The organism is Sphingobacterium sp. UBA7249 (assembly GCF_002472835.1).
Lineage (GTDB): Bacteria > Bacteroidota > Bacteroidia > Sphingobacteriales > Sphingobacteriaceae > Sphingobacterium > Sphingobacterium prati.
In genome coordinates this window covers 49330-73036 of record NZ_DKST01000024.1, presented here as the reverse complement: position 1 = coordinate 73036, position 23707 = coordinate 49330, and the positions used below count along the sequence as shown (strand labels likewise).

Annotated in this window: 15 protein-coding genes; 4 read left to right on the top strand and 11 right to left on the bottom strand. The window is 41.2% G+C overall.

Annotated features, from left to right (window positions below; all coding sequences use genetic code 11):
* Positions 1–156: 156 nt before the first annotated feature.
* Positions 157–2319, top strand: coding sequence for a S46 family peptidase (locus B4A24_RS16040; RefSeq protein ID WP_293946101.1), 2163 nt, complete (start codon positions 157–159; stop codon positions 2317–2319).
* Positions 2320–2413: 94 nt separating this feature from the next.
* Here B4A24_RS16040 and B4A24_RS16035 read toward each other — a convergent pair whose 3' ends face one another.
* A complete protein-coding gene (locus B4A24_RS16035; RefSeq protein WP_293946100.1) occupies positions 2414–3586 on the bottom strand; it encodes a MalY/PatB family protein in 1173 nt (390 codons plus the stop codon).
* A 233-nt stretch (positions 3587–3819) separates the two neighbouring features.
* Between B4A24_RS16035 and B4A24_RS16030 the strand changes: the two genes are divergently transcribed.
* Positions 3820–4197 (top strand): diacylglycerol kinase family protein, encoded by a 378-nt coding sequence (locus B4A24_RS16030; RefSeq protein WP_293946099.1) that lies wholly within the window; start codon positions 3820–3822, stop codon positions 4195–4197.
* Here the strand turns inward: B4A24_RS16030 and B4A24_RS16025 are convergent.
* The 10 genes from B4A24_RS16025 to B4A24_RS15980 form a co-directional block, all read right to left on the bottom strand.
* Positions 4186–4662: a hypothetical protein gene (locus B4A24_RS16025; RefSeq protein WP_293946098.1), complete on the bottom strand. Its 477-nt coding sequence runs from the start codon at positions 4660–4662 to the stop codon at positions 4186–4188. The genes B4A24_RS16030 and B4A24_RS16025 overlap by 12 nt on opposite strands.
* Positions 4663–5310: 648 nt before the next feature.
* Positions 5311–7044 carry a thiamine pyrophosphate-dependent enzyme gene (locus B4A24_RS16020; protein ID WP_293946097.1) on the bottom strand — a complete coding sequence of 578 codons (1734 nt, stop codon included), beginning with the start codon at positions 7042–7044 and terminating at the stop codon, positions 5311–5313.
* 257 nt (positions 7045–7301) lie between these two features.
* Positions 7302–9083, bottom strand: coding sequence for a DUF4091 domain-containing protein (locus tag B4A24_RS16015; RefSeq protein ID WP_293946096.1), 1782 nt, complete (start codon positions 9081–9083; stop codon positions 7302–7304).
* Between the two features lie 70 nt (positions 9084–9153).
* Positions 9154–9942, bottom strand: a complete 789-nt coding sequence (locus tag B4A24_RS16010; RefSeq protein ID WP_293946095.1) for a zinc-dependent peptidase — start codon at positions 9940–9942, stop codon at positions 9154–9156.
* A 1-nt stretch (position 9943) separates the two neighbouring features.
* Complete coding sequence (locus B4A24_RS16005; RefSeq protein ID WP_293946094.1) at positions 9944–10705, bottom strand: hypothetical protein; 762 nt, start codon at positions 10703–10705, stop codon at positions 9944–9946.
* A 58-nt stretch (positions 10706–10763) separates the two neighbouring features.
* On the bottom strand, positions 10764–12047 hold the full coding sequence (locus B4A24_RS16000) for a glucose-1-phosphate adenylyltransferase (RefSeq protein WP_293946093.1): 1284 nt from the start codon (positions 12045–12047) through the stop codon (positions 10764–10766).
* Between the two features lie 6 nt (positions 12048–12053).
* The gene (locus tag B4A24_RS15995) at positions 12054–13466 is read right to left on the bottom strand and encodes a glycogen synthase (protein ID WP_293946092.1); all 1413 of its coding nucleotides are present in this window, start codon (positions 13464–13466) and stop codon (positions 12054–12056) included.
* A gap of 87 nt (positions 13467–13553) precedes the next feature.
* Positions 13554–15512: a 1,4-alpha-glucan branching protein GlgB gene (glgB, locus tag B4A24_RS15990; RefSeq protein WP_293946091.1), complete on the bottom strand. Its 1959-nt coding sequence runs from the start codon at positions 15510–15512 to the stop codon at positions 13554–13556.
* A gap of 2 nt (positions 15513–15514) precedes the next feature.
* Entirely contained in the window at positions 15515–17974 is a 2460-nt protein-coding gene (locus B4A24_RS15985) for a glycoside hydrolase family 31 protein (protein WP_409456466.1), read from the bottom strand.
* 147 nt (positions 17975–18121) lie between these two features.
* Positions 18122–18595, bottom strand: coding sequence for a Dps family protein (locus tag B4A24_RS15980; protein ID WP_293946090.1), 474 nt, complete (start codon positions 18593–18595; stop codon positions 18122–18124).
* 149 nt (positions 18596–18744) lie between these two features.
* Here B4A24_RS15980 and B4A24_RS15975 point away from each other — a divergent pair, with 149 nt between their 5' ends.
* Positions 18745–20433 (top strand): RluA family pseudouridine synthase, encoded by a 1689-nt coding sequence (locus B4A24_RS15975; protein WP_293946089.1) that lies wholly within the window; start codon positions 18745–18747, stop codon positions 20431–20433.
* 301 nt (positions 20434–20734) lie between these two features.
* Positions 20735–23332, top strand: coding sequence for a DUF5686 family protein (locus tag B4A24_RS15970; protein ID WP_293946088.1), 2598 nt, complete (start codon positions 20735–20737; stop codon positions 23330–23332).
* Positions 23333–23707: the final 375 nt, after the last annotated feature.

Below are 23707 nucleotides of genomic sequence, written 5' to 3'. Positions count from 1 at the left end.
GCGGACGATTGCATGTGCTACGATATAATACAATAAATACCTTGCCAAAAGTTGTAATGGCCCTGCAATTATGACAATAGTTGACAGAAAAGTCGGATTCATCAAAAAGCTTTTCTTAAATTTGAAGATTTACAACAGTTGATATTTAAAAATATTATGAATTTTATTCATCATACTACAATTGCATTAGCACTACTTTTAACCGCTACGAACATTCCGCTTGGTAAAGCAAATCCGGATGAAGGAATGTACCCTTTAAGTGACTTGAATAGAGCCGGGCTAAAAAAAGCCGGGTTAAAGATCAGTGAAAAGGATATTTATAATCCCGGTCAGGTTGGATTGGTGGACGCTTTGGTTCAGGTCAGTGGGTGTACAGGATCTTTCGTTTCCAATCGTGGTTTGATCATTACCAACCATCACTGTGCATTTTCAGCAGTTCAGCTCGCTAGTACTGCCATCAACAATTATCTAAAAAATGGTTTTGTAGCGCAAAATCAAGAACAGGAGATTGAAGCAAAAGGCCTAAAAATAAGAATTACAGATTCGTACGAAGATGTATCAGCTAAAATATTAAATGCTGTAGCCAATATCAGTGATCCGGTCGAACGCATCAATACCATCAAAAGAAAACAAGAAGAACTTGTCAAACAGGCCGAAAAGGAAGATCCAACGATCAAAGCCGAAGTATCCGAAATGTTCATCGGTAAGAGCTATGTATTGTTTCGCTACAAAACGATCGAAGATGTCCGTCTGGTATATATTCCACGCCAGAATATTGGCGAGTTTGGCGGAGAAACTGACAACTGGGTATGGCCACGCCATACAGGTGACTACTCATTCCTAAGGGCCTATGTGGGTAAAGATGGAAAATCAGCCCCCTATTCGCAAGATAATGTGCCATATCAGCCCAAAAAACATCTGAAAGTTAATCCAAATGGCGTCAATGAAAACGATTTCACTTTTATCCTGGGTTATCCGGGCAAAACATTTAGACACCGCCCGGCTCAGTATATTAAATACCAACAGGATTATTTATTACCATATGTTTCTAATCTTTACGACTTCCAAAATAGACAAATGGAAGAAGCTGGTAAAGACAATACAGATATCGCGCTTTCTCTGGCAACACGGATCAAACGTAACGCCAATGTGCTCAAAAATTATCGGGGTAAACTAAAAGGATTGCGTGGTATAGATCTTCTCTCGACCAAAAAACAAGAAGATGAGGCGCTAGCTGCATTTATTTTAAGCAAGCCGGAACTTAAAGATAAATATGGTCATCTATTAAACGATATTGATGCCTACTATCAGGTCAGTAATCAGGATGCATTGAAAGAACTTTGGATTAACAACATATATAACAGCACGAGTTTACTAAAAGTTGCCCGCGATCTCAATACTTTAAAAGCTGCAATAAGTAAAGAACGGTCTTCGCAGTCAGCCAAACAGTTGTTTGATTACAATGTTGAGCAGCTCAAAGAGAGCCTCAAAGAAAGTTATGAAAGTTACAACAAACAGGCAGACCAACGTATTTTAGGGAAAATGCTTGCCGACGCTGCTGCTTTCCAGGGTAAAAATCAGATTACATCAGTTCAAAAGCTCCAATTGAATAGCGAAACGGCCAATGAATATGCAACACAAATCATCAATGGCAGTAAGTTGAGCGATCAGAACTATATTTTAAATACAGTTTTGGCCAATGCAAATACTTTACAGCAATTTGATGACAAGCTATTGAATTTTCAAAATGAACTGAACAGTGATATTGTCATCTTCGCTGCCGAACAAAAAAGACGTGAAGGTGTTTTGAATAAACTGATGGGTGACTATGTCGCTGTAAAGGAAGTTTTTCAGTCTAAAAACTTTATTCCAGATGCCAATTCCACCTTGCGTCTGACTTATGGACACATCAAAGGCTATGCTCCTGCGGATGCAACTTATATGAAACCTTTCACGACTATTGAAGGCATTATTCAGAAAGGGAATCTCGGCCTGCCAGAATTTGATTACCCGCAGGAAATTAAGGCCGCTTATCTCAATAAAAACTTCGGCCCGTATCTCAAGAAAGACCTGGGATCCGTTCCAGTCAATATACTGTATGACATGGACACCACCGGTGGCAACTCCGGTTCGCCAATCATGAATGCTAATGGTGAGTTGATCGGTGTAAACTTCGACCGCGCTTACGACGCTACAATCAACGATTTTGCATGGAATGAGAGCTATAGCCGATCCATTGGCGTGGATATCCGGTATGTGCTTTGGGTTGCTGATAAGATTGATAATGCTCATTTTATTTTAAAGGAAATGGGCATATAATACGTTGCTAAAAAACACCTTAAAAAAAAGCACCTGAATCAAATTGTTCAGGTGTTTTTTTATATCGGAGTAAGCTAATAACGATAATAATTCGTTATTCTTCTGGCAAATTCAGCAACACATTTTTCAGTCTGACGAGCCCTTCATCTAGGATAGATCTGGAACAGGCAATATTCAGACGGATAAAACAATCACTCCCCTTACCATACATTGCCCCTACATTCACTTGTAAATGGACATCTTGCAATAACATCTGCCCCAGCTTTCGACTAGAAAGTTTGAAAGCCGAACAGTCTACCCAAACCAGATAAGTTCCCTCCAACGGAACAACTTTCAACGTTGGCAGATGCTCCGCTATGAAATTTTTCAAATAACTATAGTTGTCATGAATATAGACCAGGACCTGTTTCAACCAGTCCTCACCTTGCTGATAGGCTGCAATTAGCCCCGTAATCGCAAAAGGACTTATACTGGCTATCTCATTGACGAGAAAAGCATGCTGCACCTTCTTGTTGAGCAACGGATCCGCGACGATGACAGTGGCAGCTTGCAATCCCGCCAGATTAAAGGTTTTGCTCGGCGCAATACAAGTAATCGTATTGGTTAGAAATAAGGGATCGATCGTTCCAAATGGAATATGTTGATATCCTTCAAAAACCAGGTCGCAATGGATTTCGTCCGAGATAACGAGGACATCGTGCTTTAAGCAGATCTCCCCAAGGCGTTCGAGCTCCGTCTTGGTCCATACCCTACCCGCTGGGTTATGTGGACTGCAGAGGATAAAGAGCTTTACCTTTGGATCGCTCGCTTTAGCTTCAAAATCTTCAAAATCAATTTTATATTGCCCATCTTGGTACAAAAGATCGTTGGAAACAACTTCGCAACCATTACGTTCGATGGATGAAAAAAAACAGTGATAGACAGGCTCTTGTATCAGCACCTTATCGCCAGAATCTGTCAATGCGGCGACAATAGCTGATATTGCCGGCACTACTCCTAAAACAGGAAGTATCCATTCTCGCTGCAATTGAAAGCCATGTTTACGTTCAGACCAACCTGAAACCGCATCATAAAAAGCATTTGGAACTCTGGCATAGCCATAAACGCCATGTTGAACACGCTCAGTTAGCGCCTCTATAACTGGTTGCGATGCTGGAAAGTCCATATCGGCAACCCAAAGTGGAATTAAATCGGCATAGTTCTGCTGATTCCACTTGACCGAATCTGTGCCCCTACGGTTGATTATTTTATCAAAATTATAGATCATAAAGCAATTTACTCAAAAATAGTGCGTACTTCCAATACCACGATTGAAATTGCATACAAAGGAATTCAAATCCCACCCAAAACATGGCGGGCCTCACCTATCTGCAAAACAATTACTATCCGAAGCACTAGCTACTGGCAAAGACCGCAATTAGAACAACAATAGCGGCAAACATAAATCTAAAACAAGGCAAAAACAAAAAGATTATATTTACATAAATTTTAGGGACGACTATGGCAAGAAGCAACTTTTCATGGAAAAATAGAATCCGTAGTTTCAGCTATGCCTTCAACGGATTAAAAATAGTTTGGCAAGAAGAGCACAATTTCAGGGTGCATCTCGTTGCAGCAATTTTAGCGATAATGCTATCTTACCTCCTCCGGATAAGTCATTATGAATGGCTGGCGGTTATTTTCGCCATCGGTTTTGTCCTTGTCTGTGAGTTATTGAACACTGCTGTAGAACATCTCGCTGATTTTGTCTGTCAGGAAAAAAATCCTGGCATCAAACGGATAAAGGATATCGCGGCAGCAGCAGTCGTACTGAGCAGCCTAACGGCCTTACTGATCGGACTGATTATATTTATTCCAAGGATCTTGTTATTGTGCTGAGCCGCTTACATGTTCTAGCACAAATTTTTCATCAAAAGCCAATTTTCCAGGCTCAACAAATGACATTTTATTACCTTTTTCTTCCATTTCACCATAGCCTTCAACCGCCCGGTTTTTAGTGAATTTAAAAGCAACTTGACGGATAGATTGCTGTCCTTCGGAAGAAAAAGTGTAATCGGCCAATAATAAGCTATCTTTAAGTACACCGTCAATCGAACCGACGTTTCGGTCCTTTTCTCTCCAGAAATAATTCAGGTCGCCATGTACTTTATCACCATCGACCGCAATTGTTAACGAAATTGTATCTCCATTTTTGAGGTATTGATACGTGCCGTTATTTGCTATTGCTTCAGTAGCACTAGTGGTGTCTGACTGCCTTTGTGTTTCGTCAACTTTCTTTTTGCCAGTCTGCTGACAAGCGGCAGCAAAAATCAGTAATGACCATGCAAGATTGATTATTTTCATGTGAATATTTTTTTAAATATGAAGCTTAAAATGATAAAACTAAACATTAGAGGAAGTCATTTAGTATGACTTTCCAGACTTTAAAACAGTTTATATCCGCTGTTTTATTTTAATATAATAAATAGCAATCAAAACAACATATTGTTTTAAATAACTAAGATTTAATATTTTGGAATTCAGAAAACAAAAATTGCACCAGTATTGTTTATAAGTTATAATGCGATAAAAGATTAAAAATAAATAATTTAGTAACAATAAAATTATGCATAGCTTATTGTTAAGCTAATTTTTATTAGTAAATTGTACTCTATAAAATTCAGGAATGCTTAACCAATATTAGTATGAAAGATGTGAGCTTTAAGAAATTTGATAGTGGGTGTACATCCCTCACTAAATTATCCATTGAAACAGATTTGGCTATTATTGTTAAAGAGAATGTCTCTATTTCTGCCGAATCGAAAATAGAAAAACTTCGACGCTGTAAAGAGGAGTTATTGAAGAGCCTTTGGTTTGTTCAACGCCAGTGTTGATCTGAAATTCATTAAATTCAATCATTAGTCCGAACAATTATTTATTCTTGAAAGAAAGCCTCCCCAATATGATTTATATTGAGGAGGCTTTTTACAATATTGGATCTTTTCAACGCGCTCATAGCGACTTCAAATGCTTATAATTGGATTTTATAGTGTCCCAAACTTCTTCAAAATTACCTGAAAGCATCAATTTAGCCATGCTTTCAGTCATTCCCTTCATTTGACTAAAGGAAATTTTAGGTGGCATGGCCAAGGCATTTGGACTTGTATAAATATCAATCAGCACAGGTTCGTCTGTTATACGAAGCGCTTCGCTAAGCACACCATCAACCTCCTCTGGCTGAGTCACTGTATATGCACGGATTCCCATCGCCTGTGCGACCATGGCAAAATCCGGGTTGACCATATTGGTTTCTTGATCCTTCAAACCGGATACCTGCATTTCCAGCTTGACCATCCCAAGCGAACGATTATTGAATACAATCAGTTTTATCGGCAAATTATACTGCTTTATCGTAGCCAAATCCCCTAGCAACATCGAAAGTCCACCGTCCCCGCAGAAGGCAATAATCTGTCTTTCGGGATGTGTCAACGCGGCTCCAATAGCCATTGGCATGGCATTGGCCATAGATCCATGATTAAACGAACCAAGCATCTTGCGATCCCGCCGCTGATTGATATAACGCGCTCCCCAAACACAGGACATCCCTGTATCCACTAAAAAAATTGCATCATCACTTGCTTTTTGATCAATTGCATGGGCGACAAATTCCGGCTGAATTGCGCATTCACTTCCATAATCATCCACATAAATCATCAAATCTTCTTTTACTTTCTCGTAAGCAACCAGTTGCTTCTCAAGAAAACTTGAATCGCTTCTAGCCTCCACAAACGGTAAAACAGCTTTTAATGTATGCTCAATATCCCCCACTAGGCCATAATCCACAATCGATCTTCGTCCGAGCTTCTCTCCTTCGATATCGATCTGAACAATTGTTTTATTGGTAGGGATAAAATCTTTGTAAGGAAAATCAGTTCCCAAAAGTAGGATCAGATCTGAATGGTGCATACTCTGAAAGGCTGACGCTGTCCCTAAAAGTCCTGTCATACCGATTTCGTTAGGATTGCCCCGTTGAATATCCAATTTAGCTTTAAACGAATATCCTACAGGCGCATGAATTTTCTGGGAGAGCTCAACAATTTGTTGCTGCGCATTCTTTGCACCAACACCGCAGAATAAAGTTACTTTTTCTGCCTGATTGATATATTGTGCCAACCGGCCGATTTCCAGCTCAGAAGGCCGTATCTGTGGCTGCGTAAAAAACACTTTGGCGGATGTATTCATCTGAACAGCTTCCATTTCGGAAACATCACCCGGCAAGCCGATAACAGCGACATCTCTTTTCGAAATCGCCTGTTGCAATGCATTTTGAACCATACGTTGCACTTGCTCGGGCCGAGTAATCATTTGATTATAGCATGAACAATCATCGAATAATTTGATCGGGTTGGTCTCCTGAAAATAGTCGGTACCAAACTCATAGGTGGCGCAGGTCGAAGCAATTACCAACATCGGAACACGCGTCTTATGTGCCTCATAAACACCATTGATCAGATGCACATGGCCGGGACCACTACTACCGGCACAACAGGCGATTCCATGTAAATCTGCCTCTGCTGTTGCTGCAAAGGCACCAACCTCCTCATGCCGCACATGTATCCATTGCATGGTCCCATCCTCATGAACCGCCTCATTGAAAAAATTTAAACTATCCCCCGTTACAGCATAAATACGTTTGATTCCCGCATCCTTTAAAATACCAACGATTTGGTGTGCTACATTTTTCATACCCATATGATGATTTAAGATTTTAATAACGCGATGATGTATTCATTACGAGATCGCTTCCTTATAACAACAATATTGGGAAACAATGGTTTTGGGTATTCAGCATTGCACAAAAAAGATAAATGCCAAATCATTGGCAAATTTTTGAAAAAGCCGCCTAAATTGAAATGGATTGTGCAGAGAAATAACTTTATAAAACAAAGACCAGCTGCTCACCAAAAGAATCAGCTGGTCTTTTTCAAATCCATTATTTTTTCTTACTTGATTTTGTTGGACAATTCGTTTACAAATGCTTTTGCGTCATTAAGATCATCATTCCAAGCTGCATAGCGTCTTGATTTTTTAAGTTTGGCAAGTTTAGTATTCAACGTTGTCAAATTCCTTTCATCATTGGATTTCTCCAGTTTTTCTTTCAGAATACTTACTTTGGTATAATCTTGAATACCTTCCAACATACGTTCGTAGCGAATGGAACTACGACCTTGCGGATAAACGATATAAGTATCTCCGGCTGGCCATGTCCGGAATCTTGAATCTCGTAAAGGATCGGCAACCCAAGAATTAAAGGCCCAACGCAACGCGCCATCAAAACCTGCGGCAAGTGCATACCAGCCCATATAGGTAGATTCTGCTGGATCGGAAAACGTAAATTGATTTGGAAATTCATCCGAACAGCAAACATAGAATGTGGTAATATAGCCCTTCTTGCGTCGCTCAATCAGATCATTATGATCGAAAGGATCCCCTACAGCAACGCTTATATCCGTACTTTTTTGGTAGCGCTGGTAGCTTTTATGGTTATCCGCGAAGGCAATCCCGAACTCAGGAGCCACACGTTCCAAAAGTGCTACCGCTGGATCCATCTGCTCCCGCGGCCTTTCATCCATGGCGATATTCGTAATCTTTAACCAACCTTTAGCGCTGACATGTTTACTAAAATCCTTTAAGAATGGTGTCCAAAGTTCCTCAAATACCGATGTTCCAGGTTTTGCAACTACATTGACTAGTTCATTTTTGGCTTCATCAAAATAATGAACTTCGTTATTCCATGGTAATAGGGAATAACAATTGATCTGTTTATTAATTCCCAAATCCATCATAAACTGCACCCATTTGTCAAATACCGCATAATCGTAACTCCATGAGCCATCCTTTTTTTTCTTCCAGCTGATCATATCTGCATAGGGATCATAGGTTTGTACATTCCATGCATCCTTATTAAGGGTCGCCGTAATTACTTTCTGTCCCACAGCAGCCAGCTGTTTCATCGTCGGCTTTAAAGCTTCAAAATGCTCCTTACTCCACATTTTAACATTATTAACACGTGCTACAGCCGATGGATGTTGCCACTGGTCCAAATGAAAGGTCCACTGCGAGGCGGGTGGTAACACATGATCCTGAACATTCAGAGTCAGAGCCAACCTTTGCTGTACCTGCCCATTTTGTTTAACAGCAATTGTGGTTTTATACCGACCTGCAGCTGCTCCTGCTGGGACCTTTACCGTAATCCAAACGGGGCGCACGGTCTTGGATTCGAGGTTATAACTTTTTAAATCATCCAGCATATCCGGGGATAGGGCAGCCTTAAAGTCTTCAGGCTTGCGATAACCACATCCTTCCGCAAATTCATCTGTCATCACATAACGAACAAATCGCGCTTGTATAACATCTGCAGGAATGGTTTCCCCGGCAGTTGATTTTAATTCCTCGGTCGAAACAACGACATTTGCAGCAGCTGCATTTGTCCACAAGAGTATTTGTGCAGACACCTGCTCCCCTTTCCATGCATCTACCGCCATGTTGGGCTGGATGGCAATGTTGGGGTTTAAGGATTTTGGAAAACGTTTATCGATGGTCACAAACGAAGCATGTAAACCCGGTTTAACATTTGACCAATCCGAGCGTGTATCCTTTGTCGGATCCGGCATTTCACTAAAAGTTGTTCCTACGGCATAACGTCCCTGAGAAAAACCCTCATTATTGCCGCAAAATAATAGGCATGCAAATGCAATGGTAGAATAAATAGTAGTTTTAGGCATAACAGTTATAATTAACAAAAAAAAAGCAAACATTTTCTGTTTGCTTTAAAAATACTAAAATTTCATCTATCTACGCTGAACTTTGTTCAAAAATTGCAGAAAGTTTTGCATAAAGTGCCGGATGGTTCTTTTGGAATTTTGCAGGATTCTCGAAAAAGTATTCGGACGCAACCGCAAAAAACTCGCCGGGATTAGTCATGCCGTAAGTGTCTATATCGGATTGATGTGTTTTTATCTTGTTAATTTCTTCCCGTATTAAATTCATAAAAGGAATTACGGCGGTCTTATCCAATAAATAAGTTGGCAGGCCGTCTACTGTCCCATCTATTTTATCGATGAGATGCACAAATTCATGGATTGCTGTATTCTGCCCATCATTAGCATTTTTAAAACCATACTCCAAAGCTGATTTAGATAAAATCATCTGTCCATTCATGGCACCTTCGCCTACCATTCCCATGATATTTCGATCTGCATGTCCTTCAAACTGATAGTCTGCATTAAAATGGGATGGGTAGACCATAATGTTGGTTAAGTTTGGATAAGTCCATTTCTTAAATGCAAATATGGGAATAATTGCACTTGCAGCAATTAACATATAATCTTTTAACTCCACGGTCACCCCCACACCTTCTATTTTGACCGTATCCAAAAACGCTAGGCAACGTGTTTCAAACTCCTGTTTATCCTGGGCCGAAAGACGACCGTAGTAGTCAACCTCCTGCTCCAAAATATCCTTCCCCTCATTACTTAAGACACGTTTAATCGCTTTATTATTTTTAGCCGTGCGATTTAATAGGTAATAAACAACGTAAATGGTTATTGGGATGAGCAGTACAATAAAAATCTTTCCTAACATATTATTTTATCTTTATCCAACGTGGATCTCTGGCCTGCAAATTACGCAAAAAGCCTTTAAAATGAGATGTACCAAATAAAATTAAAATTTTCTGCTGTGGAGCATCCGCCACCAATGAGGCTAGATTTTCTTCTCTTTGTTGCATCACAAATTCTTTGTCAAACTTATTCTTGAGCGCTGCTTTTATCGGTTTACAGTTATAGGGTTCATTTAGCGGGGTATCATAATCGCAGGCGTCCAGCTGTATTGTACCATAACGATATTCAAAATCATCCAATAATTTGTTTTTAGGGATATCAGCATTGACTGCCGTTTCATAGTTAACCAGGAAAAAAGAATAATCCGGCTGACTGATAATACGCTGTCCCAGCTTACGATACAGAGGAGCTCTCAATACGCGGGAGGTATCGCCGGGAATTTCAATACATTGTTGCAGCCCCAGACGGTTGCCAGTCAATTTTCTAAACTTGCGGTCATACAGGTCACGTTGCGCTGCGCTATCCACCTGGTAAGCGATACTTTCATAAAAAACGACATATCCTGATTTTTGAAGAGAATCTACCATAGCCTGTACCTGATCATAATATACACGCGTACCTAAATGCCGCATCGGAATATAAATAATACGACGGTCACCGTTATGGAGTTCAAATTTTCGCGATGCATCCCGCAATACACCGGTACTCTGTACCATCAGGGAGGTATCGCAGGCAGCAAGTGCGATTAACACAAAAAGAAGGGAGATAATCTGTTTTAACTGCATTTTTTTATTACAATAACATGCAATTATAACAATATATTATCTCCCTTGTTTAATAAATTTATACTGTTGTCAATCCGATGGTGGTACCACTCGGGATAACAGCATTTTTCTTGATAACGACAATGCCATCACAGACGGTGTAAGTCTGATGATTAGCATTCAATAAATGTGGGCCACCATTGATACGTACATCATTTCCGATGCGACAGTTCTTGTCCAAAATGGCATTTTCGATATAGCAACGTTCTCCTACTCCCACAATAGGCATATTTTTCCTTTTCGCTTCGTCCATATCGGAAAAATCTTCGTAATAGTCCGACCCCATCATATAGGTTCCCCTTACCACAGACCCGATGCCAATACGTGAGCGTACACCGATCACCGAGCGGTCAACCTTATCCGCATGGATAATACATCCATCGGAAATAACGGAGTTAAGTAGGGTTGTCCCCGAAATCTTAGATGGTGGCAGCATCCGCGGTCGAGTAAAAACTGTATTTTTATCAAATAGGTTAAAGGCCGGGATATTATCGGTCAGTCCAATATTGGCCTCATAAAATGATCCTATCGTTCCGATATCTGTCCAATAGCCCTCATACTGGTAACTGAGTACTTTAATATTTTCGATCGCATCTGGAATAATCTCCTTACCGAAATCCATTCCACTATTTTCTTCCAGCAGCTGCTTCAGCACACCTTTACTGAATACATAAATGCCCATAGATGCCAAATATTCGCGTCCCTCCGCCTTCAAATGATCATTCACCTCCGAACCCCAGTCCTCTAGCTGATCCCGGTTGGGTTTCTCTATGAAAGAGGTTATATGGTTATGCTCATCAGATTTGAGGATTCCAAAACCTGTTGCATCTTTAGCATTCACAGGAATGGTCGCAATCGTCAAATCACCTTCATTTTGTACGTGAAAATCCACCAACGCATCAAAATCCATCTGGTAAAGCTGATCCCCCGACAAAATTAAGACGTAGTCATAATCTATGCTTGCCAACTTCCGGAACGATCTGCGAACAGCGTCAGCAGTCCCTTCAAACCATTTGTCACCATCATTAGTCTGTTCGGCCGCTAAAATGTCGACAAAACCCTTACTAAAAATACTAAAGTTGTACGTATTCTTAATATGCGAGTTCAACGAGGACGAATTAAACTGTGTCAACACAAAAATCTTATTGAATCCCGAATTTAGACAATTCGAGATGGGGATATCAACCAAGCGATATTTTCCTGCAATAGGAACAGCTGGTTTAGACCGTTGGTCGGTCAACGGATACAGACGCGATCCCCTTCCTCCACCCAAGACGATAGCTACTACATTGTGATGTGACATATCAAATTAAATTAATTGGTTATATAGACTTATGTATTTCGCTGCGGATTTATCCCAGGAAAAATCCAAACTCATTATTTTGCGCTGGTTGCCCTCAAATTCAGGCCTATTTTCATAATATTTAACAGCCCGGATAATCGCTGTTCTAATTTCTGTTGTTTCGAGTGCATCAAAACCAACACCATATCCATCGCTTTCCAAATCAATGACCGTATCTTTTAGACCACCTACACGGTGTACAATCGGCAAGGTCCCATATTTCATGGCGTAAAGCTGATTGAGTCCACAGGGTTCAACCCGTGAAGGCATCAAAAGAAAGTCTGCACTTGCATAAAGCCAGTGTGCAAGATTTTCATCATAACCAAAGAACACATCAAAATTTTCTATCTTTTCATCCACAAGTGTTTTTACTCGTGATTGAATCGCTGGATCCCCAGCGCCCAGTATAAATATACTTAATCTGTCCGGAAAATTTTCAGTCAAATCCAAAATTATATCAGGCAACAAATCCGCGCCCTTTTCCATTGCAAAACGTCCTATAAAAACCAGTAATGGAAGCTTCGGATCAATATTATACTGCTGAGCCAATGCCTGCTTATTTTTAAGTTTACCGGCAAACGCCGAAGCCATATCATAATTTTCAATCAAGGTATAATCTTTAGCTGGGCTCCAGATATCCCAATCAATTCCATTGACAATACCGACCGACTTATGGCGCTCATCATAAAACAGCTGCTGTAAGCCATTTGCATCCACATAAAGCTCTTCAAGATATCCCTCCGAAACAGTCGTATAGGCATCACAGCACTTGATTAATGCAGCAAGGGGATTGATCAAACCATCCCAGTCCAAAAGCCCCCATTTCCAGCTGTCAAAACCGGGCAGCAGAATCGCCTTGCTCCAATGAGTCCATCCCTGGTATTGGCCATTGTGTACCGTTGCCACAGTCTTTACATCGGCCAGGAAATTATAATCATTGCTATATTTCATCAGAAAAGGCATTAATCCGACATGATGATCATGGCAATGCACAATGTCCGGTACAATAGCTTTCGCCTTAAACCAGTTTAATATAGCATGCTGAAAAGCAATAAATTGCTCTCCCTCATCCGGATAACAATAAACCTCTTGGCGGTCCAATTTATTCGGTATTTTAATCAAATAAAGTTCAAACCCAAGTGTATTATCTTTTTCTCGAAAAACACTATAGTTCAATAATTCGGATCCCTGATAAAAAGTCCCCTCATGAATCATATCAAAGGAATGCTCCTTAACAAATGGGCGATCATACCAAGGCATAATGACGGCTGCATTCACCCCAAGTTTAGTTTGATACTTGGGCAATGCACCAACAACGTCCGCTAGACCACCAACCTTGGCAATTGGGTAACATTCAACACTTAAATGAAATACTTTCATCGCTACATATTTTTCCTCCATCGCTCAGATGGAACTTATCCTATTAAATTTATTTTCCACACATGCCTGACTTCCGGCTGCATCCCTTCACACGGGAACGCGTTCTGCGTGCTTCACGGCAGGAGTCTCTTTCAAGTCCTTCTTGCGTTTGAGAATATATCCACCAAGAGGCGGAAGGTCCAACTGAGCGGACTGTGCCTGATTCATCCAGTGTAAATGCTCACTTGCTACATGTTGGCTGCAGACTCCTGAACCGAAATAATGGAGATCATCCGAACTCAATACTACTTCCCATTCACCGGCATAAGGTAGCCCAATACGAAAATGTTCCCGGACAATAGGTGTCAGGTTGATCACGATCACCGTATCATCCCAGGAGTCAAAAGCTTTACGCCAATAAACCAAAACCGAATTTTCCCTGTCGCCGGCATCTATCCATTCAAATCCAGATGCATCGAAAGCCTTTTGAAAGAGACTAGGCTGCTGTCGATACGTCGCATTTAAGTCTGCTACAAATTTTTTCATTCCCTGATGCGGCATAAATTCCAACAGATGCCAATCAAGAGACTGATTCACATTCCATTCCGAAGTCTGCCCAAACTCTCCGCCCATAAACAGCAATTTAGTTCCTGAGAAAGTATACATAAATAGGTATAATGCTCTGAGATTAGCAAATTTCTGCCACTCATCGCCCGGCATTTTGTAGATCAGAGGTTGCTTACCATAAACGACTTCATCGTGTGATAATGGGAGCATGAAATTCTCATGAAATGCATATACTGTAGCAAAAGTGATGCGATCGTGATGGTACTTTCTATTGATCGGGTCCTCCTTAAAGTAATCCAGTGTATCGTGCATCCACCCCATCATCCACTTCATTCCAAAACCCAAACCTCCCGCGTAGGTCGGTTTACTCACCCCGGGCCAAGAAGTCGATTCTTCAGCAATCGTCTGTACATCCGGAAAATGAGCATAAACTGCCTCGTTAAATTCTTTTAGAAATTGTACGGCCTCGAGGTTCTCATTACCACCAAATTCGTTAGGTATCCACTCACCTGCATTTCGGCTATAGTCCAAGTATAGCATAGAAGCCACAGCATCTACACGAAGTCCATCAATATGAAAACGATCCAACCAATAGAAGGCATTGCTGATCAGAAATGAACGCACCTCATTCCGTCCATAATTGAAAATATAGGATTGCCAATCGGGATGAAAACCTTTCCGGGGATCTTCATGCTCATAGAGACTGGTCCCATCAAAACGAAAGAGCCCATGGGCATCCCCCGGAAAATGTGAAGGCACCCAATCTAACAGCACACCAATGCCCGCAGCATGTAATTCTTCGATCAAAAACATAAGGTCCTGTGCAGAGCCATACCGTGAACTTGCGGCAAAATAACCCGTGATCTGGTAGCCCCAGGAAGGATAATAGGGGTGCTCCATCACAGGCATAAATTCCACATGCGTGAAATTCATTTCCTTAACGTAAGCAACGAGCTGCACCGCAATCTCCCGATAGTTTAATAGCGTATCCGGACTCTCGGGATCCCTCACCCACGAACCCAAATGAAGTTCGTAGACTGACCAGGGTTGATCAAGCCTATTTTTCACGATACGCTCCTTCATCCAGTTGCCATCATTCCATTCATACCAGGTCGAATGGACAATGGACGCGGTCTTAGGTGCTACTTCCCATTTGAATGCGAATGGATCCCCTTTTTCCAGCTCTTCTCCTCCGGCAGTTTGAATACAATATTTATAGGTTTCGCCATTGGCTATTCCGGGTATAAACCCTTCCCAGATGCCACTGGTATCCCAACGGACATTTAAGGGATGACTTCCCTTGTCCCAAAAATTGAAGTTTCCAGTTACGGAAACGCATTTTGCATTTGGGGCCCAAACCGCAAAATAAACGCCTCTTTCACCCTCTACTTCAAGTTCATGCGAACCAAATTTTTCATACAGTTTGAAATGCCTGCCCGACTGGAACAGTGCGACATCAAATTCCGAAAAAAGACTATGCGGTATTACGTTATAGGCCATGTTTACCCCTCTATCAATATGTTGTCAAATTCACGTGCGACATTAATCCAATATCGCCCCTGTTCATCTTGCTGTACTAGCGTATCAATTCCGTCTGTTTTTACTTTTTTTACCGTAAATGGTAGCCCTATCAATTGCAGTTTATATTCTTCGTACCGCTCGGTAAATAAGCCGTCACGGGTCTGTTTGATTGACAGGGAATCTTTTAATCCGGACACCGTAAAGCATTTTTCTAAATAAATATCTTGCTCATACGCGAAGGTGTCTCCGTGATCAGAATACACATAGGAACGATGCACACCTACTGAAAAATAGACATTTAATTGCAGTTCCTCTACTTTCTTTTCGCCAGTATATTGCATGACAGGATATTCTGGAATAACGGATCCACCGCGAATAAATAGTGGCATTTCATCCAAAGGTGTTGCAATTGTGTGCTCCTTACCCCCAATGTAAACCTCATTATTGAAATAATAATACCAATCTCCGGCAGGAAGGTATACAATCTTGCTTTTCTGCGCAGGTTGCAACACGGGCGACACCAATATTTTATCACCAAAACAGAACTCCTCTTCCCGCTGCCAATTGGTTGGAATATGCTGCTCAACCATTGAAATCGGACGTAGGATCGGATAGCCGTATTTGGTCTGCTCCCAAAAACAGGTATAGATATATGGCAAAAGCTGATAGCGCAGCTCAATAAACTTTTTATTTATTTTTTCCCAATCTTCACCAAAGCTCCAGGGCTCGCGGTCACGGGTATCGCCTGCAGAGTGCACCCGCATAAACGGCGAAAAAACGCCAAACTGCATCCATCGGGTAAAGAGTTCACCATCCGGTTCCCCTGTAAATCCGCCAATATCGGTTCCACAGAAAGACATCCCTGAGGTGGACAAGCGTTGCAACTGTAAAGTCCCTAGTTTAAGATGCTCCCAGCTGGCTAAGTTATCTCCCGTCCATACCGAGGAATAACGTTGTGTGCCGGCATAAGCCGCTCGTGTAATGGTAAATGGCCTTTTATTCTTATACAGTTTCTTCAGGCCGTCATAAGTCGCACGCACCATCTGCATGCCGTAGACATTATGTGCTTTTCGATGTGACCCGCGATGGCCATCATATTGATGCCTGACATCATCCGGAAATGTCCCACGACCAAAAACGGCCGGTTCATTCATATCATTCCAAAAGCCGGCCACCCCGTCCTCCACTAGTCCCTGGTATAAAGTTCCCCACCATTGTCGAACTTCAGGGTTCGTAAAGTCAGGAAATTGACAGCGTCCGGGCCAAACAAATCCTTCCATAAAATAATCATCGCCCCTTCGACAGAAATATCTATTCTCCTTTCCTTCTCTAAATACCCAGTAGTTTTCGTCAACCTTAATTCCCGGATCGATCATAACCACCGTCTTAAAGCCCTCATTGGCAAGGTCGGCAATCATTTTCTTCGGATTTGGAAAGTATTGCTTATTCCAGGTAAAACAGCGGTACCCATCCATATAGTCGATGTCAAGGTAAATGGCATCACATGGAATCTGTCTTTTACGGAATTCTTCGGCCACCTTACGTACATTCGCTTCGGGGTAATAACTCCAGCGGCATTGATGGTACCCAATAGCCCATAATGGTGGTAAATAATGTGTTCCGGTTAAGGTATGGTACCTCCGGATCACGTCAATAATATGAGGGCCATGAATATAATAATATTGCAATTCACCACCCTCAGACCAGAAACTGGTCTTACTTTGATCCTCGGCAGCAAAATCGAAATATGTTTTAAAGGTATTATCAAAGAAAATACCGTAGGCTTCCCCATCTTTCAACCCGATGTAAAAAGGGATCGTTTTGTATAAAGGATCCTGATCGTAGGCAAAAGCATAGGTATCCGAATTCCAGTTTTTTAATCGTTTGCCACGAAGATTAAGTTTGGTCGCCTTGTCGCCTAGGCCATAGAATGCTTCGTTTTCAAAAGCAATCTTTGTACTATAGACGTAATATCCGCCAAAATCCGGATTTTCTTCCCAATGCATAGGTGCCTGATCCGCATTAAACAATTTCCCGGCCCGATCAGAGAAAGAAATCAAAAAATCTTCTTTATTGATCCGGCAGGAAATCGTGTTCGTATGCACGCTATAGTGATCTTCCTCTTCTTTACACTGATGAATACTGACGCGATGATCTTTCTTTGCCAGCGCGTAGGAAAAGTCCTCTAAAAACGTTCCTTGCGGCGCCAATCGAACACGAACAATCTCATCGGTTACGATCTTAATCTCAACTTTTGCCTTACCATCGGAAAAATAGTATGATTTATCGTTTTGATTGTGGGATACAACATTTTCGAGGTATTTCTTTTCAATTTTGGGCAGATCCAATACCGGATTATTTACATGATGCATACTCTCCAAAGTACCATCATTTTCTTCCTCGTTTAGTGTGGTTTGATTTAGGTTGTCGTCTTCAAGCATAGCTGTATATGTTAAAAGTTTCTGAAGGCTTAATTCCTCTTTAAGATAGAAAAATTATCCCGCGCCGACAACAAAACGTAAAAAAAAATCCCGCCCCATCAGGACGGGCAGGATTTTTTTCAATAACCGTAGATGAATTGCTACATGCTACTTAATGAAATGCGCGCGCAGCATCCAGGCCATCTTTTCATGTTTTTCCAATAGTCCAACCAAAAAGTCCTCCGTACCGTTGTCTGCTGTTCCTTCGACTACAGCAATATCTGCACGAATGGACATCGCAATAGACTCATGATCTGTTAACAGCTCCTTATAATACGACTGGCTATCGGTCTTTTCGGAAGTAGACTCTGTTAAACGTGTTAATTTCAGATATTTATCAAAGGAGCCCACGGCATAATGGCCCAACGTACGAACACGCTCCGCAACTTCATCAATAACTTCGGCCAGCTCATCGTATTGGGATTCCAAAAATAAATGAGCAGCATGAAAATCAGCTCCTTCGACATTCCAATGCGCATTGCGTGTTTTCATGTAGATAATATGCTCGTCGGCCAATAAGACATTGAGCAATTTCGCAACTTTTTTCAAGTCTGCATCTTTAATTCCAATTGAAGTTTTCATATTGTGTTTATTTGTTAACCATATCTTTTAATCGCTTAGTTAAATTTACCCAAAAAAAGCAGGGAAAACAAAAAAAGCGGCGTTAAAATGTCATTTCAATCGCATAATAACCGTATTTTTGTGGTCAGAAAATTATTAGAGGGAAGACTGTGGGTACTTTAGACAACAACGCTTATTTTCATGCATTCAAGAAGGATATTTCGGGCTTCGAGCTCCCGTCACGGTTCACTTTCCCATTTTGCTATGAACCGCATCCACTCGCCATTATTGCTGCTCAGGAACTCCAGGACTACCTGGAGACACAAAACGAGTGGACCCATAACTTTGGGCTTGAAGAAAATAATGACGGTCTTGCCATAGGCAAGATGTTTGGTATATTGGTTGTCCGCGATCAGCAACACCGCCTCGGATATCTTGCGGCTGTATCAGGTAAGCTTGCCGGTAGCAACAAACACAGCTACTTTGTGCCCCCTATATTTGACATGCTGGAAAAGGATGGCTTCTTTTTAAATGAAGAAATACACTTGAATGCGCTCAACAGAAAAATTGAACTTCTTGAAAACAGCGCCGAACTGGCACAAACAAAAAGCAATCTCCATAGACTGAAAGACCAATGGGACACAGCGCTCGACCTGCTCAAAACAAAACTCAGAAATCAGAAAAAAGAACGTAAGGAAACCCGAACCAGATTGCGGCCTATCCTGTCAGACGAAGCGTATGAAACGCTGATGGAAGATATGCGTAGCCAAAGCTTAAAGGACAAACAAGAACTTCAGCGCTATCAATATGACATGCATCTGGCCCTGGAATCGGAGAACCTTAAGCTCCAACAATTGCTTTCCGATATTTTGGCAATGAAAGAGGAGCGCAAGACCCGATCGGGCAATCTGCAAAGACAACTTTTTGAACAATATAATTTTTTGAATGCTGAAGGGCAGCGCAAGAATGTCATTGCCGTTTTTCAGGATTTTGACCAAAGTACGCCGCCTGCAGGCTCCGGAGAATGTGCTGCGCCGAAATTATTGCAATATGCCTACAGCCGCAATCTTACCCCCATAGCACTGGCCGAATTTTGGTGGGGCTGTTCCCCCGCTTCCGAAATCCGCAGACATAAAAACTACTATCCGGCCTGCCGTAAAAAATGTGAACCTATTCTGGGTTACATGCTTCAGGGACTTACGGTCGACCCGAATCCCATGCAACAGGAAACAACCTTGCAAACGGAACTCCCGCAGATCTATGAGGATGAAGATATTATCGTCTTCAACAAGCCTGCAGAGTTTTTATCCGTTCCCGGTATATATGTTAAAGATTCCGTCTATAATCGTGTCCTCAAACGCTATCCAAATGCCGGCCCTATTATTATCCACCGGCTGGACATGTCCACTTCGGGGCTTTTGGTGGTAGCCAAAAACAAAATGGCGCATCAATTCATACAGGATCAATTTATACAACATACCATAACGAAGGAGTACATTGCTTTACTCGATGGTGTTATTGAACAGGAATGCGGGCTGATTGATCTGCCGCTCCGTGTGGATTTAGACGACAGACCCCGACAAATGGTCTGTTATACCTATGGAAAGTCAGCACAGACCAAATGGGAAAGAATTGCTGTCGAAAATGGTAAAACACGCGTTCGCTTCTACCCATTAACAGGTAGAACACATCAACTCCGTATGCACGCTGTACATCCAAAAGGCCTGAACACTCCCATCGTCGGTGATGATCTATACGGTACAAAAGCCAACAGATTGCACCTACATGCCTCTTTTATCAAATTTATGCATCCAGGTTCAAAACAAGAAATTAGCTTTGAAATCCTTCCCGATTTTTAGCGCAATTGACTATATCGTTACAAAAGTCAACAAATATTTGACAGGAAAATCATCGTGAAGTCAAAATGTGAACGCTAAATTATTGACTTAAATCAATAATTTAAGACAAATAACTGCAAAACAACAACTTAAGACACAAAAGAAAGAAGTAGGTTTCCTTTATTACATCACAATAAAATTTTAATTATTCTTAATTTTTTGTTTCCTTTGTTCACTGATTTTTTGATTTTAATACCTATAAAGTCAGAAATAAAGTAAAAACAACAAAACAATTTTGAATTTTCAAGATTATAGCAATATAATGGAAGCTAAAATAAACGCACAAACCTTCATAAATAAACTCTTTTTCTCGATAACATTCTTGCTATCAGCATCTCTGGCATTCGCACAGACCAAAACGGTGACAGGTACGGTCAAAGATGCAAAGACAAAGGCCCCCATTGCTTACGCCACCGTTGCGGTCGTGGGCGCGCCTGCTGCTGCAGGAACCTCGACATCGACCAATGCAAATGGTGAGTTCAGGCTGGTTTTCCCGACATCTTATGTCAAAATCAGAGCAAGCTATGTTGGCTATGACAATAAGGATGCTTTCGTTACCAATGATGCTGTACAGACCAAGGAAATCCTAATGGATGCACAGGACAATATGCTGGAAGAAGTTGTTGTCAAAGCCAAAAAGAAAAAATACAGCAACAAAGACAATCCTGCCGTTGCCCTAATCCGTAAGGTGATTGAAAATAAAGATAAAAACCGACTGTCGGGACAACAATATGCTGAATTTGATCAATACGAGAAGATGTCTTTGGGATTGAGCAATCTTTCAGAAAAATTCGTCAACAAAAAAATCTTTAAGAATTATCAATTTCTTTTCGAAACCGACGATTCGGCCAAAACAGCGAATAAATACCTTTTGCCAGCCTTTATCGAGGAGAAAATGTCCAAAGTATACTATCGTAAGGATCCGAGCAAAACAAAACAATATATTTTGGGTAACCAACGTGCACAGTTTGACCCTAAATTTATAGATAATGATGGTTTGACGGCCTATTTTAATAAACTCTATGAACAAGTTGATATCTATGACAACAACATTTCATTGGTGACCAACCAGTTTTTGAGTCCGATTGCGAATTCTGCACCGACATTTTATAAGTTTTTCATTACCGATACCATCAAAACTTCTCAGCCTTGGCTGGTCGAGCTAAGTTTCGTACCCCGTAATAAAGCAGATATGTTGTTTAAAGGGCAATTATATGTCACGCTGGATGGTAATTATGCCGTTCAAGGAGCCAATATGACTGTTGCGGATGATATCAACCTAAATTTTGTACGCGACCTTCAGGTTCAGCTCAAATTCGAAAAAGACAATAAGAGCAGGTTCTACCTGAAGACAAGTACATTGGGAATTGATTTTTCATTGACTGAAAAAGGAATGGGTATCCGCGGAAGCCGAACGGTCGATTATAACAACTATAAAGTCGGTGTGCAACAACCCGACAGCATTTATGATGGTCCATCAACGGTAATCGCTTACAATGTCGAGAATAAAAAAGCGACAAAGTCCTTATTTGAAACACAACGTCCTTTGGCTTTGGCACAGAATGAACTGAATATCTACCACAATATAGATACTTTACAGAAAATTCCTTCTTTCAGAACCTTCATGGATATCGCGGCCCTGCTTCTTTCGGGTTACAAACAAGCCGGTCCGGTGGAAATTGGTCCAGTAAATACATTCTACAGTTTCAACCCTGTTGAAGGCTTTCGCTTGCGTGTGGGTGGTCGTACGACCGAATCACTGAGCAAACGTTTCTATGCAGAGAGTTATGCGGCTTATGGCTTCAAAGATCAGAAATGGAAGTACTTTTTCAGTGGGACTTATGCCTTTAACAACAAGTCGGTATACTCCTTCCCTATGCACTATATCAGAGCCTCCTATAAAAAGGACACCAAAATTCCCGGACAAAAGCTCGAGTTTATTCAAGAAGACAACTTTTTGTTATCCTTCAAACGTGGTGATAACGACCGTTATATCTACGAAACCAACTATGGACTGGAGTATAAAAAAGAATTCTTGAACCACCTGGCTATTGGTGCTGGATTTAATATTAACAAACAAACTCCGGCAGGCAGCCTAACCTACCAAATGTTGGATGAAAATGGACAAAATAAATTATTCAACGAATTAAATACAACAGAATTGTCGGTCAACTTTAGATACGCACCGCATGAGGAATTTTATCAAGGTAAAATCTATCGTACGCCGATCTTCAATCAATACCCGATATTCACCTTCAATTATACTGCGGGAATAAAAGGTTTGGCAAAAGGAGAATACAACTATCATAGTTTTAATGTAGGTGCATTCAAGCGTTTTTACCTAAGTCAATTTGGTTACGCCGATGTGACTGCAGAGGGAAATTACATCGCTGGAAAAGAGATTCCATTTCCTTTCCTGACAATCCACCGGGCCAACCAGACCTATGCGTATCAGTTAAACTCGTATAACTTGATGAACTTTCTGGAATTTGTCAGTGATCACAACGCCTCTATCAATCTGCAGTATTATATGAATGGATTCCTGTTGAATAAGATCCCATTGATCAAAAAGCTCAAGCTACGCGAGGTATTTAGTTTCAAAGGTGTTTATGGTGGTCTTCGTAAAGAAAACGATCCTGACGATCCGAATTACGGTTCTAAAGTCTTTGCATGGCAACGCAATGCACAAGATATCCAAAGTTCATATACCTTCGGCTCTGAACCTTATATGGAAGCCAGTATCGGTCTGTCCAACATCTTTAAAATTTTGCGTGTAGACTACGTCAAACGTCTGAATTACCTTGACCATGTGGATGCTCCGGCTTGGGGGATCCGTGCCCGCGTCAAATTTGATTTCTAATAGTTTCCATAATTTATAGTATAATTTTGAGGCCCTGTCAATTGAGAAAATGACAGGGCCTTTTTTCTTATTTACAGCGTCTCCCATTTGATCCTTATCCCGCGGTATTTCCCCATCTTTCTTAGTCGATTTATCCGATTGCGGTTCGGCTCGGCGAAAAACCCCAAAAACTTTAACCCTCGCTGACTCCAAGTTCGGGGAGTTATTCGGGTCATATTTGTATCTGATTCGGGACAGATTTGGGACAGATTCGCCTCTGCTACCAGATGCGAGCGTGATTACTACACAATGAGTATCTGATAAATGCGTCCGAGACTCGGACTCAACACGGACTCATCATGGACTCAATACGGATTCACCCCGACTTTAGGGCGA

Coding starts and splice junctions, on each gene's coding strand:
- B4A24_RS15980 (WP_293946090.1), bottom strand. CDS start 18,595: ATGAAAACTTCAATTGGAATTAAAGATGCAGACTTGAAAAAAGTTGCG.
- B4A24_RS16035 (WP_293946100.1), bottom strand. CDS start 3,586: ATGATCTATAATTTTGATAAAATAATCAACCGTAGGGGCACAGATTCG.
- B4A24_RS15985 (WP_409456466.1), bottom strand. CDS start 17,974: ATGCTTGAAGACGACAACCTAAATCAAACCACACTAAACGAGGAAGAA.
- B4A24_RS16005 (WP_293946094.1), bottom strand. CDS start 10,705: ATGCAGTTAAAACAGATTATCTCCCTTCTTTTTGTGTTAATCGCACTT.
- B4A24_RS16025 (WP_293946098.1), bottom strand. CDS start 4,662: ATGAAAATAATCAATCTTGCATGGTCATTACTGATTTTTGCTGCCGCT.
- B4A24_RS16015 (WP_293946096.1), bottom strand. CDS start 9,083: ATGCCTAAAACTACTATTTATTCTACCATTGCATTTGCATGCCTATTA.
- B4A24_RS16040 (WP_293946101.1), top strand. CDS start 157: ATGAATTTTATTCATCATACTACAATTGCATTAGCACTACTTTTAACC.
- B4A24_RS16010 (WP_293946095.1), bottom strand. CDS start 9,942: ATGTTAGGAAAGATTTTTATTGTACTGCTCATCCCAATAACCATTTAC.
- B4A24_RS16020 (WP_293946097.1), bottom strand. CDS start 7,044: ATGAAAAATGTAGCACACCAAATCGTTGGTATTTTAAAGGATGCGGGA.
- B4A24_RS15970 (WP_293946088.1), top strand. CDS start 20,735: ATGGAAGCTAAAATAAACGCACAAACCTTCATAAATAAACTCTTTTTC.
- B4A24_RS16000 (WP_293946093.1), bottom strand. CDS start 12,047: ATGTCACATCACAATGTAGTAGCTATCGTCTTGGGTGGAGGAAGGGGA.
- glgB (WP_293946091.1), bottom strand. CDS start 15,512: ATGGCCTATAACGTAATACCGCATAGTCTTTTTTCGGAATTTGATGTC.
- B4A24_RS16030 (WP_293946099.1), top strand. CDS start 3,820: ATGGCAAGAAGCAACTTTTCATGGAAAAATAGAATCCGTAGTTTCAGC.
- B4A24_RS15995 (WP_293946092.1), bottom strand. CDS start 13,466: ATGAAAGTATTTCATTTAAGTGTTGAATGTTACCCAATTGCCAAGGTT.